At 65.4% G+C, this 12,988-nt stretch carries 14 protein-coding genes; 5 read left to right on the top strand and 9 right to left on the bottom strand.

Features of this window, described 5'->3' with window-relative positions; genetic code table 11:
- The first annotated feature begins 255 nt into the window (after positions 1-255).
- Together M0D43_RS09930 and M0D43_RS09925 are read left to right on the top strand one after the other, a co-directional pair.
- Positions 256-717: a MarR family winged helix-turn-helix transcriptional regulator gene (locus M0D43_RS09930; RefSeq protein ID WP_260808179.1), complete on the top strand. Its 462-nt coding sequence runs from the start codon at positions 256-258 to the stop codon at positions 715-717.
- Positions 718-819: 102 nt separating this feature from the next.
- The gene (locus M0D43_RS09925; protein ID WP_101364572.1) at positions 820-1,248 is read left to right on the top strand and encodes an organic hydroperoxide resistance protein; all 429 of its coding nucleotides are present in this window, start codon (positions 820-822) and stop codon (positions 1,246-1,248) included.
- 239 nt (positions 1,249-1,487) lie between these two features.
- Here the strand turns inward: M0D43_RS09925 and M0D43_RS09920 are convergent, their stop codons facing one another.
- On the bottom strand, positions 1,488-2,354 hold the full coding sequence (locus M0D43_RS09920; protein ID WP_260808178.1) for a DUF2884 family protein: 867 nt from the start codon (positions 2,352-2,354) through the stop codon (positions 1,488-1,490).
- Between the two features lie 162 nt (positions 2,355-2,516).
- On the opposite strand from M0D43_RS09920, the gene M0D43_RS09915 reads away from it, so the two are divergent.
- Entirely contained in the window at positions 2,517-2,933 is a 417-nt protein-coding gene (locus M0D43_RS09915) for a hypothetical protein (protein ID WP_162301115.1), read from the top strand.
- Between the two features lie 289 nt (positions 2,934-3,222).
- On the opposite strand, the gene M0D43_RS09910 is transcribed toward M0D43_RS09915, so the two are convergent.
- From M0D43_RS09910 to M0D43_RS09895, 4 genes are all read right to left on the bottom strand, one after another.
- Positions 3,223-3,525: a hypothetical protein gene (locus tag M0D43_RS09910; protein WP_101364575.1), complete on the bottom strand. Its 303-nt coding sequence runs from the start codon at positions 3,523-3,525 to the stop codon at positions 3,223-3,225.
- A 146-nt stretch (positions 3,526-3,671) separates the two neighbouring features.
- Positions 3,672-4,475 carry a 2,5-didehydrogluconate reductase DkgB gene (gene dkgB / locus M0D43_RS09905; RefSeq protein ID WP_101364576.1) on the bottom strand — a complete coding sequence of 268 codons (804 nt, stop codon included), beginning with the start codon at positions 4,473-4,475 and terminating at the stop codon, positions 3,672-3,674.
- Positions 4,476-4,550: 75 nt separating this feature from the next.
- Complete coding sequence (locus tag M0D43_RS09900; protein ID WP_101364577.1) at positions 4,551-5,579, bottom strand: NADPH-dependent curcumin/dihydrocurcumin reductase; 1,029 nt, start codon at positions 5,577-5,579, stop codon at positions 4,551-4,553.
- A 123-nt stretch (positions 5,580-5,702) separates the two neighbouring features.
- Positions 5,703-6,674 carry an aldo/keto reductase gene (locus M0D43_RS09895; RefSeq protein WP_260808177.1) on the bottom strand — a complete coding sequence of 324 codons (972 nt, stop codon included), beginning with the start codon at positions 6,672-6,674 and terminating at the stop codon, positions 5,703-5,705.
- A 232-nt stretch (positions 6,675-6,906) separates the two neighbouring features.
- Between M0D43_RS09895 and M0D43_RS09890 the strand changes: the two genes are divergently transcribed.
- Together M0D43_RS09890 and M0D43_RS09885 are read left to right on the top strand one after the other, a co-directional pair.
- Complete coding sequence (locus M0D43_RS09890) at positions 6,907-7,761, top strand: class I SAM-dependent methyltransferase (protein ID WP_252164477.1); 855 nt, start codon at positions 6,907-6,909, stop codon at positions 7,759-7,761.
- A gap of 93 nt (positions 7,762-7,854) precedes the next feature.
- Entirely contained in the window at positions 7,855-8,427 is a 573-nt protein-coding gene (locus M0D43_RS09885; RefSeq protein WP_252164476.1) for a pseudouridine synthase, read from the top strand.
- A 320-nt stretch (positions 8,428-8,747) separates the two neighbouring features.
- Here the strand turns inward: M0D43_RS09885 and M0D43_RS09880 are convergent, their stop codons facing one another.
- From M0D43_RS09880 to M0D43_RS09865, 4 genes are all read right to left on the bottom strand, one after another.
- Positions 8,748-9,179, bottom strand: a complete 432-nt coding sequence (locus M0D43_RS09880; RefSeq protein ID WP_252164475.1) for a hypothetical protein — start codon at positions 9,177-9,179, stop codon at positions 8,748-8,750.
- 301 nt (positions 9,180-9,480) lie between these two features.
- Positions 9,481-11,982 carry an ATP-dependent helicase HrpB gene (hrpB, locus tag M0D43_RS09875; protein ID WP_252164474.1) on the bottom strand — a complete coding sequence of 834 codons (2,502 nt, stop codon included), beginning with the start codon at positions 11,980-11,982 and terminating at the stop codon, positions 9,481-9,483.
- Positions 11,983-12,135: 153 nt separating this feature from the next.
- Positions 12,136-12,399, bottom strand: coding sequence for a hypothetical protein (locus M0D43_RS09870; RefSeq protein ID WP_260808176.1), 264 nt, complete (start codon positions 12,397-12,399; stop codon positions 12,136-12,138).
- 61 nt (positions 12,400-12,460) lie between these two features.
- Positions 12,461-12,934 (bottom strand): YehS family protein, encoded by a 474-nt coding sequence (locus tag M0D43_RS09865; protein WP_010370381.1) that lies wholly within the window; start codon positions 12,932-12,934, stop codon positions 12,461-12,463.
- Positions 12,935-12,988: the final 54 nt, after the last annotated feature.

Below are 12,988 nucleotides of genomic sequence, written 5' to 3'. Positions count from 1 at the left end.
AATCACCTCGTGGAGCGAATGAGGCGCCGCGGGCGCTTCCGTGCGCGTCCGGCGAACGCGATGCGTGCCGTACAGGCGTGTGACGGGCGGCTGCGGCATCGCTATCCCAGCGCTCATCCTGCAGTGCGCTACTGCGAGGTTCGCAGCTGCCAGCCCGAAGTCCGGCAGCAATGGCCGACTGGCCTTAGCGAGGCAAAGGAAGATCGCGCAAATAAATCGCTTGCAATTAGATAGTGCACAATTTAGATTGTAGTCATGGACACCGCCACAGTCACCAACGCCCGCACCGATGCGCTGCTGCAGCTCGACAACCAGCTGTGCTTTGCGCTGTATTCGGCCAATCTGGCGATGCACAAGCTCTACCGCGGCTTGTTGAAGGCACTGGACCTGACCTATCCGCAGTACCTGGTGATGCTGGTGCTGTGGGAGACCGACGAACGCAGCGTGTCGGAGATCGGTGAGCGCCTGTATCTGGATTCGGCCACGTTGACACCGTTGCTCAAGCGCCTGCAGGCGGCCGGCTTGGTCACTCGCACACGTGCGGTCAACGACGAGCGTCAGGTCATCATCGCGCTGACCGAAACCGGCCGCGCGTTGCGCAGCAGGGCAGGCGCGGTGCCGGAACAGGTGTTTTGTGCGTCTGCTTGTTCGTTGGACGAACTGCTTCAACTCAAGCAGGAATTGGAGAAGTTACGCTCCAGCCTCGGCGCCGGGTGAATGCCCCAACGCGCGTCCCTGTTTTGCAACACGTTGTACACGATTCAATCGTCAACTATGAAACCCCTCATGCGCTCACAGCGCTCACCCTGGAGAACCACCATGGCCTCACCTGAAAAAGTCCTCTACACCGCCCATGCCACTGCCACCGGCGGCCGCGAAGGCCGTGCCGTGTCCTCGGACAAGGCGTTGGACGCCAAGCTGTCCACCCCGCGCGAACTGGGCGGCGCCGGCGGCGATGGCACCAACCCGGAACAGCTGTTCGCAGCCGGTTACGCTGCCTGCTTCATCGGCGCGATGAAGGCCGTTGCCGCACAGGACAAGATCAAGCTGCCGGGCGAAGTGAGCATCGACAGCAGCGTTGGCATCGGCCAGATTCCTGGCGGCTTCGGCATCGTCGTAGAGCTGCGTATCGCCGTGCCGGGCATGGACCAGGCCGAACTGCAGACACTGGTCGACAAGGCCCATCAGGTCTGCCCGTACTCCAATGCGACCCGCGGCAATATCGACGTCACCCTGACCCTGGCGTAATGCAGCTCAGGCCGTGATGCGCATTGCGCATCACGGGATCAACAACGGCCCGGCGCACGCGTCGGGCCGTTGTTCGTTGTGGTTTGAGAAGGTTCCCGATTCCCGCACGCGCCCTGCAGCGATGCCGCGGCAGCGGGCACATCGGCGTCCCCTGCTATTCCATGCACCGCCCATCGCGCATGCACCCTGTGGCACGGCGCTAGCGTCAACCACGCCGTGCGCGTTGCAATACACGCTGTTTAGCGCGTCATCGTCGCCACGATGCGATTGGAGGTCGGTGCATCCTCCGATGGCGTCCGCGGATGCGCGTTGACTTCCAGCATCTGCAGGCGCTCGCCGTTGAAGCGGTACTCCAACGCTTGCTGCACTGCATAGAGCGCTTGTGCCTGCACACACAAGGTGCGCGCCTGGGCTTCCAGCACATCGCTGCGGCCCTGCATCTGCCGCTGCATCTGCGCGTCCAGGTCCGCACCGCGACGTTCCATTTGCGCGGTGCGTCCGGTCATCACCGTCCACAGCACGCTGCGGGTGAGGTGTCCGGCTAGCGCCTGGGCGGCATGTTCGACGTTGGCTTGGAAGCGTTCGTCGAAGACTGTTTGCTCCCAGCGCCCGCGGCCGAGGCTGTCCTCCACCTGCGCGTGTGCGGCCATGCGCAGCCGCTCGACCTTGCGCTGCTGGCGCGTGCTGCCGGACAGCACGTGGACCACGCCATTCAGCGCGTCGAAGGTGATGTCGACCACCGACTGGGCGATGGACGTCACCGCCGGCATCAAGGTGCGCGTGCGTTGCTCCAGCTCGCGCAAACGTTGCGCATCGGCCGTGCTGACGGGCTGCGGCTGGTGGTCCACGTTGAGCTCGCCACCATGAAAGAAGACGTCGCGCGGCACGCCCTGCTTGCGGTGCAGCCAGATACCGCCGCTATCGGCGAGCACGTCGTAGGACGTACTGACATCGCATTGCTGTGCGGACAGCTGCGGGGTGGCGGTCTTGGCCTGCGCGGCGCAGGCCACCAGCAGGCACAGCGGGACAAGAAACATGGTGCCGCGCATGGGGATGGCCTTGAGATCCGGATCTGCAGCATTACGCGGGGCGGACGCTGCAGTCATGGGAAGAAAGTCAGGGTGCCGTCAGGGCGCACGGGAGCCGGTGGTTGCGAAGCGTGAACCGGGTCGGGCATCGGCACACTGACGGCGTTCAAACGACTAGCTCACTTGATTCTCACGGAGTATGGTGTGAATTATGTTGCACAGCAGCATCGGAGCTTCACAATGCTCGACCCACGCATCGAAAAGGTAGACCTGGCGCTTACCGAGATTGCCCAGGACCCATCGGAAAAGGTGGCGTTGTGGCAATGGGCGTGCCGCGAGATGCTGCATGAGACGCTGATCGGCATGCATCAGCTCTCGCACTTGGCCGGCATCGCCCGGCAGGTGGCGAACGACTGGCGCGAGCCGGTAGACGTCATCGCACCGGCAAAGCCCTACTTGGCTGCAGCTGCACTGGCCGACCGGCGCCTGCCGCAGGTGCTCGATGGCCTGGGCAGCACGCATGACGACAACGACCGCGCCACCCTGTGGCGGCTGCGTTACGCCAGCCTGATCGCCTCGACCCTGCAAGGCATGCAGGCGCTGGCCGAAAAGCACCGTATCGACCGCCAGGCGATGGCGATCGGGCAGTTGAACTAAGCAGCGATCGCATCGGGCCGTTTGCAGGCGCGCGGGTCTTGCAGCGCGCGGTCGTCGAACGACGTGTTGTGATCGTGCGGGGCGTGCGATGCCTGCCTACAACGCGTATAGGCAACAACGCCGGGCGCTGCCTGAGCCGGTTTGTGGTGTTTCCATCTCGCTGACGCCAGTAGCACGCATGACCGACCGCATCCTCCTCAGTGCCCACCCACCAGTGAACGTCGCGCATTGCCCGAGGCTTGATCAGCGAGGTCAACGCTAACCGGTCAGTGAGCGCTTGATCAGTGGCTCAATGCCGAACAGCCGCATCTTCCAGATGCCGCCAAGCATGCCGCACGATCCAGCGCGCCTGATCCCAGGGCACCGACAGCATCGGCAGACAGTGGTAGTAGCTGTCCTGCAGCACGCGATACAGCTGTGCTTCGGTTGCGCGTGGGTAGGCCAGGTAGATGTCGTAGCCGAGGGTAAGCAGCCGGGCGTAGTCGGCAAAGGCGTAACCACCCAGATGCCCTTCGGCATGGACGTCGCGCCAATAGGCGATCTCCGCGTCGAGATTGACGCTGCGGCGGGTCAAGACGGATGCGCTGTGCATGGGTAGGACTCCGGAATCGAGACTACCCCCTTGTACGGGCACCGTAGCAGCGGCTGGCGCACGCAACCAGCGCGCGACGACGAGCGGTCGTCGCGGCGGTTGCCGCCATGCACCGAGCGACGCCGGCGCATGGCAAAAACAAGAACTCAATCCCAGTCGGGCGCGATCGCCTGCGGATTGGCCAGGCGGTGCCCGCGGTCGAGTGCGGCGATCTCGCGCATGTCCTGCTCGGTTAGCTGTAGCGTCTGCGCCTTGAGGTTGCTTTCCAGATTCTCGCGCTTGGTCGAGGACGGAATCACCGAGTAACCCTGCTGCAGTGCCCAGGCCAGGGTGACCTGTGCCGGGGTGGCGGCGTGACGTGCTGCGATCGCCTGGATCACCGGATCCTTGAGTACTTCGCCGACCGCCAACGTCATGTACGACGTGACATGGATGCCTTGCTCGCGCAGGAAATCGGTGACGGCACGATTCTGCAGATAGGGATGCACTTCGATCTGGTTGGTGGCGATGGCGTCGGCTCCCAGGATCTCGATCGCCTGCTTGGTCAGGGCGATGGTGAAGTTGGACACGCCGATCGCGCGGGTCAGACCCTGCTGTCTGGCCTGCGCCAGGGCTTCCAGATACTCGCGCATCGGCACCTGGTCCTTCGGCGAAGGCCAATGGATCAGGGTGAGATCCACGTACTCGGTGCCGAGCTTGCGCAGGCTTTCCTGCAGACTGGGCAGCAAGGCGCCGTCGCCGAACTTGTCGACCCAGATCTTGGTGGTCAGATACAGCTGATCGCGCGCAATGCCGGAGGCTGCGATTGCTTCACCGACCTGCGCTTCGTTGTCGTAAATCTGCGCGGTATCGACCGCGCGATAGCCCAGTTCCAGTGCGCTACGCACCGAATCGATGACAACCTGGTCTTTGAGGCGAAAGGTGCCGAGGCCGAATGCGGGGACAGTCATTGTGTTCCTTTGGAAATGGGAAGTCGAAAATGGGGAATCGCAAGAGCGAAGGTGTGCGCAGCGCAGTCAATGTGGTTAGTCGAGGGCGACGACGGCTTTTCCGAAGTTTTTGCCGCGCAAGACGTCGATCAGGCCTTGCGCGGCGCTGTCCAGGCCGTGCAGTACGTGTTCGCGGTACTGAATCTTGTCCTCGCGCAGCCACTGGCCCATTTCGCGCAGGAACGCGGGCATCAGACGGATGAAATCCTGCTGGATGAAGCCACGCACCGTGAGACGCTTGCGCAGCACGTGCCCCATAAACTCGGGCAGGCGATCTGGACCGGGCAGTACCTGCCCCCGGCTGTTGTAGGTGGCGATCACGCCGCACACCGGGATGCGTGCGAAGTCGTTGAGCTGCGGCAACACCGCATCGAACACCTTGCCGCCGACGTTTTCGAAGTAGATGTCGATGCCGTCCGGTGTCGCTACGCGCAGCTGCTCTGCAAAGTCGTCGGCGCGGTGATCCAGCGCCACATCCACGCGCAACGTGTCGCGCAGGTAACGCACTTTTTCTTCGCCACCGGCAATGGCCACCACGCGCAGGCCTTGAAGGCGTGCCAGCTGCGCTACCGTGGCGCCAACCGGGCCGCTGGCCGCAGCCACCACCAGCGTTTCGCCCGATTGGGGTTTGCCGATTTCATGCAGGCCCGCATAGGCGGTAAAGCCGGGCATGCCATACACGCCGAGCGCGGTGCTCAGCGGCAGGCCATCGTCCGCTGGCAGCTTGCGTAACGGTGTTTTCGGGGTCAGCAGGCTATGCGTCTGCCAGCCACCGGGGAGCACCAGCAGATCACCGGGGTGATAGTCGGCGTGATTGGATTGGATGACTTCGCCAACGGTGCCGCCTTCCATCACTGCGTCGATGGCCACCGGCGCGGCGTAGGAGGGGCCGTCGTCCATGCGTCCGCGCATATATGGGTCCAGCGACAGGAAGCGATTGCGTACCAGGATCTGATCGTGGCCGGTCGGCGCGACGGCCACGTCCTCGATGCGGAAGTTGCTGGCGCTGGGTTCACCGTGCGGGCGCGATGCCAGCACGATGCGGCGATTGGTCATGGATGTCATGGGAAATTCCTCGCAAAGAGTCCGCGCAAGCGCGGTCGGGTGCGCACAATGCGCGCGAGCGTGTTGTAAGAGGTGCACCAGGATGCATGCACGGCAGGCAACGCGACACGCCGAGCTCGTGCATCACGCTGTTGCCGATGGCTCCGGCGCACTGGCGGTGTCGAGCTGTGCAATCTGATCGGCATTCAACGACAGGCGTGCGGCTGCCAGCACATCGTGCAGTTGGGTCACGCTGGTGGCGCTGACGATCGGCGCGGTGAGACTGGGGCGTGCGATCAGCCAGGCCAGGGCGATTTGCGCGGGTGTGGCGTTGTGCGTGACGGCTAGATCGTCCAGCGCCTGCAGGATGCGCAGGCCACGCGGGTTGACGTATTGCTTGACCACCGACGCACCACGCGCACTGCTCTTGCCGGCATCGTCGGCGCTGCGGTACTTGCCGGTGAGAAAGCCGCTGGCCAGCGAGTAGTAACTGATCACGCCAAGCTCGTGCTCACGCACGAGCGGCTCGAGTTCTGCTTCGTAACCGGCGCGATCGTACAGGTTGTATTCCGGCTGCAGGCTTTCGTAGCGCGGCAGTGTGTACTGCTCGGAAATATCCAGCGCATCGCGCAGGCGCGCGGCGCTGTAGTTGGATGCGCCGATCGCACGGACCTTGCCTTGTTCGATCAATCGGCCGAACGCAGCCAGCGTGGCTTCGAGCGGAATCGATTCGTCGTCTTCGTGCGCCTGGTACAGATCGATCACATCGGTCTGCAGACGCGTCAACGAATCTTCCACCGCCGCGGCGATGTTGTCTGGCGACAGACCGGGATGCTCGCTCCACTTGGCCACCTTGGTGGCGATCAGCACCTTGTCGCGCTTGCCGCTGCGTGCAAGCCAACGCCCGATGATGGCTTCCGATTCGCCACCGCGGTTGCCGGGCACCCAGCCAGAATACGCATCGGCCGTATCGATCAGATTGAAGCCGGCGTCCACGAACGCGTCGAGCAGTGCGAACGAGGTCGCCTCATCGGCGCTCCAGCCGAACACATTGCCACCGAAGACAATCGGTTGAACCTGCAGGCCGGAGCGGCCGAGTGCGCGGGGTTGGGACATCATGGATGCTCCTGTTTCGAACTACGCACAGGATAGTCACGCGTACCGATGTTGCGTGTGACATCTGTGTGGATTCAGCGTTCCGCCGATCGTCCTCAGCGGCTCACAGGATCTGAACATGTCGGCGACAGGGGACGCCGTAACGTGTCCTGTGCCGCCCAACGACGGGCACATGGCATGCCCCGGAGCACATGCTAGGCTCGCGCTACTTTTCCCGGAGGAGGGCGCTGCGATGATCCGCAACAAGCTGGCCTGTGCATGTGTGATGAGTGTGGTGGTGGCGATGAGCCTCCCTGTGGCGATGGCGGTGAAGCCTGCCGATAGCACGACGTTGCCGGCGCCCGATACCGCGTTGCAGGCGGCCATCAACGGCAACTGGCGCGACCGCGTTTACGTGCAGCGCGACCAGGACCGCCACCCCGGCCAGACGCTGGCGTTCTTCGGCATCAAGCCGACCCAGACCGTCATCGAGATCACTCCGGGCGGGGGCTGGTATTCGGAAATCCTGGCGCCTTACCTGCGCGAGAAGGGAAAATATGTTGCGGCAGTGGTCGACCCCGCGGCGGCGCCGGAAGGCCGTAGCCGCGATTACGCACAGAGCGCGCGCGATGACCTGGAGAAGAAGTTCCAGGCCAAGCCGGAGGTATATGGCAAGCCGTCATTCGTATCGTATGTGCCCAAGTCGCCGTCCTTCGGCGTGGACAACTCCGCCGACCTGGTGCTGACCTTCCGCAACGTGCACAACTGGCGCATGGCCGGCAATGCCGAGGCGATGTTTGCCGGCTTCTATAAAGTGCTCAAGCCCGGCGGCGTGCTCGGCGTGGTCGAACATCGGGCCAAGGCCGATGTGCCGGCCGACGACAAGAGCGGTTATGTCGGCCAGGCGCAGGTGATCGCGATGGCCGAGGCAGCCGGTTTCACGCTGGTCGGCAAGAGCGAGGTCAACGCCAACCCGCGCGACACCAAGGATTACCCGGGCGGTGTGTGGACGCTGCCGCCGAGCAACAGCCATGACAAGGCCGACGATGCAAAGTACAAGGCCATCGGCGAGAGCGACCGCATGACCTTGAAGTTCGTCAAGCGCTGAAGGCATCGACTGCATGCCGGCGCGTTGCGCGTGTCGGCATGCAGATGTCAGAACTACGTGGGGCTGGGCCGTGCGTCGCGCAACAGGATTGCCATGTTGGTGTTGTTGAACAAACCCTATGGCGTGCTGTCGCAATTCAGCGACCGCTCGCAGCCGCCCAAGCGCACGCTGGCCGAATTCGGCTTGCCGCCCGATGTGTACGCGGCTGGCCGTCTGGATCACGATAGCGAGGGATTGTTGTTGCTGACCGACGACGGCGCATTGGCGCATCGGCTCACCGACCCACGCCACAAGCAGCCCAAGACCTACTGGGTGCAGGTGGAGGGAGAGCCGCAAGCCGAGCAACTGCAGGCCTTGCGCGACGGAGTGGTGCTCAACGATGGCCCGACCCGGCCGGCACAGGTGCGCAGCCTCGATCCGGCACCGCCGCTGTGGCCGCGCGATCCGCCGGTGCGCGTGCGCAAGACCGTGCCCGACGCCTGGCTGGAGCTGCAGATCACCGAAGGCCGCAACCGTCAGGTGCGACGTATGACCGCAGCGGTGGGCTTGCCGACCTTGCGCCTGGTACGCGTTGCGATCGGTGAGTGGCGGCTGGACTCGCTTGCGCCTGGACAGTGGCGCGTTGAAGAAACCACGCGCCCAGGGCCGAGCCGGAGTCGGCGCTGAGTTGTTGCTTCTATCGGTTGTATGACGAGCGCGGGACTGCAGTACGGTGTTTAGCGGCTAGCAACAACGATCGCTGTGTTGTCAGGTGGGAGACCGGTGCTCGTGACCGGGACGTTCTGTGGTTAAACCATGCGTCGTTTGAGCTAGTCACGGCTGACGGTTGCTGGATACACCTCCTGGCCGCCGCATCGCATGATGTGGACGCCACGCAGCGCGCGCAGCTGTGTCGTAGACATCAATGCACTGCGCTGCAGCGATGGCAGAAACGACAACGCCACGGCGCATGGCCGTGGCGTTGAGGATTTGCTTCGCGCCTGGGCTTATTCGATGCCGTCGCTCGGGGTCACTGCACCACGACGCTGGTAGGCAGCGCGACGTGCGTTGGCATTGCTGGCGTGTTCGCGATCCAGGCGATGCACGTTGCCGCCGAGCACCTGCTGATCGCGCTGACGCTTGCGGTACACCGCGTAGCCGATCAGGCCCAGGCCTGCGACCGCTGCGGCAACTGTCACCGCCGGGTTGCGCTTGACCAGCTTGCCCGCCGCCTTGCCACCGTTACGCACTGCGCCAAGCGCGGCGCCGGTCTTGAGCCATTCGCTCGCGCTTGGGCCGAAATGACGCAGGCTGCTGCCGGCGCTGCGTGCCTGATCGCCCGCGTTGGACGCGGCATGGCGCAACTGGTCGCCTGCAGTACCGGCCAGCTCCAGGGCACGCTCCAGGGCGCGTTCAGTGATCACAGTCAGCTTGCTCATCGGAGGCGTTTCCTTTCTGAGTACGTGATCTGCAGTCTGTGCGCTGACACGTATAGATGGCGTTAGCGGGGCTGGGTCCCGTTTGGCTTACGGTTAGGAAGGAGGCTGCGCGCTGGTGTGGGCGGCGCTGGGAATTACCAGGGAATGGCGTGACAGGCTTGAGCGACGGCGTCCGTTGATTGTCCGCCCACGGGACATCTCAGGTGCCGCGCGGTTTTGCTCGGTGGGTCGCTGCGGCGGTCCGCGCCGCGGGAGACCAGTGCCACCGGCTCCTCTCACCGCCGCCGCAGGTCCATGCGTATCAGGTGCCGCGCGGTTTTGCTCGGTGGGTCGCTGCGGCGGTCCACGGATCGTCTGGCCACGGATGCCTCGGATATCGCCCCTTCATCTCTTTTTTGACGTCCGGATACGTGTTTGCCCAGAAGCTCTTCAGGTCTTGTGTTACCTGCAACGGGCGGCCGCCTGGGGAGAGCAGGTGCAGGGTCAACGGGATGCGGCCGTCGGCGATGCGCGGCGTTTCGGCCAGGCCGAACAATTCCTGCAGCTTGACCGCCAGCACCGGCGGCAACGGCTGCCCGACGTGGTCGAGGGCGTAGACGATCTGCCGCTCCATGCCGGAAGGCACGCTGATCCGGGTGGGCGCGTGGCGGTCGATCAGCTGGCGGCGCTCCCACGGCAGCGCGGCCTTCAGCGCTTCGCCCAGGCTGGCCTCGTCCAGTGCGTCCAGGCGGGTCTTGCCGGCGAAGGCCGGGCGCAGCCAGGTGTCCAGCGTCTCCAGCAGTGCGGTGTCGGAGAGATCGGGCAAGCCGAGTTCGGGCATCCACGCGCGCAGCGACTGCACGCGTGCGCGCCACTGCTGCAGGGTGTCGGTCCACGGCAGCGCGTCCAGGCCGAGTTGCCGCACCGCGTCGGTGAGCGCGGCGGCTGCGTGTGCCGGGTCGACGCGGCCGGCCGGGCGGCTGTCGAGCACGATGCGGTCGAAGCTGGATTGGCGACGGGCGACCAATGCGCGCTTGTCTGCGTCCCACTGCACCACGTCCTGCTGCACGAAGCGCTCGGGCAGGCTGTGGCGCAGGTAGGCGTCGTCTACCGGGGCGGCGCGCAGCAGCAGGGCGTCTTTGGCTTCGTAGCGCAGTTCGCTGGCGACCAGCCACTGTTCGCCACGGAGATCGCTGTGGTCGAACAGGCGTGCGCTGCGGCCATTGGCGAGCAGGTAGCGCAGCGGATCGGCCGGGTGGCGTGCGGCGATGCGATCGGGGAAGGCGTGCGACAGCAGATCGCCGAGCGCGTGCGCTTCCACACTGGAGGGCGGAGCGCTGTCGCAGCGCAGCCGGCGGCGCCATTGTTTGGCGGCGCTGTCGATTGCGGCCAGGCCACTGCGATTGGCATCGGCCGCGCTGCGGCCCTGGCGGAATGCCGCCAGCGCACGCCAACGCGCAGCCAGCCCGTCGCCACCCTGACGCAGCGGGTCGCGTGCTTCCAGCAGTGCGGCCAGGTCGCAGGCCAGCGCCACACGCGGCGCGTCGCCGGCCTGCGCCAGCATTGCGGCCAGACGCGGATGCGTGCCCAGCGCGAGCATGCGCCGGCCGAGCGCGGTGATACCGCCGCTTGCAGTGAGCGCACCCAGCCGCTGCAGCAGTTCGTGCGCGGCGGCCAGCGCACCGCTCGGTGGTGCATCGACAAAGCGCAGCGCGGTACTGCCCCAGGCAGCCAATTCCAGTGCCAGGCCGGCCAACTCCACCTGGGTAATTTCGGCGCGGCGCTGTGGTTCCAGTCGTTGCGATTGCGGCCACAGCCGGTAGGCCCAGCCGCTGGCCACGCGGCCGGCGCGGCCGGCGCGCTGGTCTGCCGAGGCCTGCGCAATGGTGGCCACGTCCAGCCGCGAAAAGCCGCTGTTGGGGTCGTAATGCGGCTCGCGGGCGAGCCCGCTATCGATCACCACCCGCACGCCGGGCAAGGTGACCGAGGATTCGGCCACGTTGGTGGCCAGCACCACGCGGCGGCGGCCTTGCGGGTCGGGCTGCAGTACCTGGCTTTGCGCCTCCACCGACAGCTCGCCGTGCAAGGGCAGCATCTGGATGGCCGGGTCCAGGACAGCGAGCAAGGCGGCTTGCACGCGCGCGATCTCGCGCTGGCCGGGCAGGAACACCAGCACATCGCCGGGATGCGTGAGCAGGGCATGCTCCACCGCGCGTCGCGTCTGCGGCTCCAGCGCTTCGTCGCGGCGCGCGGGGAAATGCGCGATCTCCACCGGGAAACTGCGCCCGGCACTGCTCAGCCGCGGTGCCTCCAGAAAGCCGGCCAGGCGCTCGCCATCCAACGTGGCCGACATCGCCACGATGCGCAGGTCCTCGCGGACTTGCGCCTGCACATCCAGCGCCAGCGCCAGCCCCAGGTCGCCGGCCAGATGGCGTTCGTGGAATTCGTCGAACAGCAACACGCCGATGCTTTCCAGCATCGGGTCGTCCTGGATCAGCCGCGTCAGGATGCCTTCGGTGACCACTTCAATGCGGGTGCGCGCTGAGGTCTTGTTCTCGAAGCGGATGCGGTACCCCACCGTCTCGCCGACCGGCTCACCCAACTGGCGCGCCATGAACAGCGCTGCGCTGCGGGCAGCCACGCGGCGCGGCTCCAGCATCACGATCTTGCGGCCGGCCAGCCACGGTGCGTCCAGCAGCGCCAACGGCACCTGGGTGGTCTTGCCGGCGCCGGGCGGGGCTTCGAGTACCAGCCGCGGATGGGCGGCGAGACTGTCGCGAATCTGTGGCAACAACGGGGAGATCGGAAAAACGGGGTCGGTCATGCGCGGGAAGGATACGGGCTGCGGCACGCCCCGGCGACGATGTGACGGGTGGCTGGGTGGCAACGCGGACCGTGTGAGGTGCGCGTTGCCGCAGTCAGTGGATGGATGCGGCTGCGTCAGGTGGACGCAATGCAGGTCTTGCCGGCACCGTCATCAGTTCCCTGGCAACGGGGGCGGCGATACGTCGCCGTGGTACGGCGTGCCGACGCATTCCTGCAGGCGCTGGTCGCGCTCGCGTTGCGTGCAGGGACGTTCCAATGCACCGGTCATCGAGAGCGCCGCGCCGGCCACTGTGGAGCCAAATGCCCAGGTCTGCTGGATCTCGCCGCCGTCTGGCGTCCAGGCGTTGGCAAAGAGGTCGAGGACATCGCACCAAACAGTCTGCTGGTGGTGTAGTGAAGAACGAGGACGCCGCATCGCGGTGTCGTCAGACCGTCCGACCCAGACCGATCTCACCAACAGGACGTCGACGGGGACATCAACCCGCTTCGCGCATCCGGGAGGTCAGGCCTTTGAGAAAGGCGCGCAGCAGCTGGTCGCCGCAGGGGCGGAAATTCTTGTGGCCTGGCTGGCGGAACAGCGCGGAGAGTTCCGGCTTGGACAGCGGGAAGCCGGCGCTGGCGAAGATGGCGTGCATGTCGACGTCCTTCAGTTCGAAGGCCACGCGCAGCTTCTTCAGGACCAGGTTGTTGCCGACGCGGGTTTCCAGCGGGCGGACCGGTTGGCTCTCGTCGCGGCCACGGAAGCGCAGCACCAGGCCATCGAGGAAGCGCGCCAGCATCGCATCGGTGCAGGGCTCGAAACCTGGCTCGTCTTCCTTCTTCAGCCAGGCCTGTACCTGCGGCTTGTCGAGCGCGAACTCGGGGTCGGCCAGGTGGGTGATGTCCACCACCTTGTCGTCGCTGAGGTCGAGCATGTAACGGATGCTGCGCAGTACATCGTTGTGGATCATGACCGTTCCGGTGCCCCGGCCTGTCGCCGGAAAGCGGCCATTCTACGGGGCTTG

This window comes from Xanthomonas prunicola (genome assembly GCF_025266575.1).
In the GTDB taxonomy this organism is placed as follows: domain Bacteria; phylum Pseudomonadota; class Gammaproteobacteria; order Xanthomonadales; family Xanthomonadaceae; genus Xanthomonas; species Xanthomonas prunicola.
Note: the sequence above shows the minus strand (reverse complement) of the source record. Positions and strands in the feature narration are given on the sequence as shown.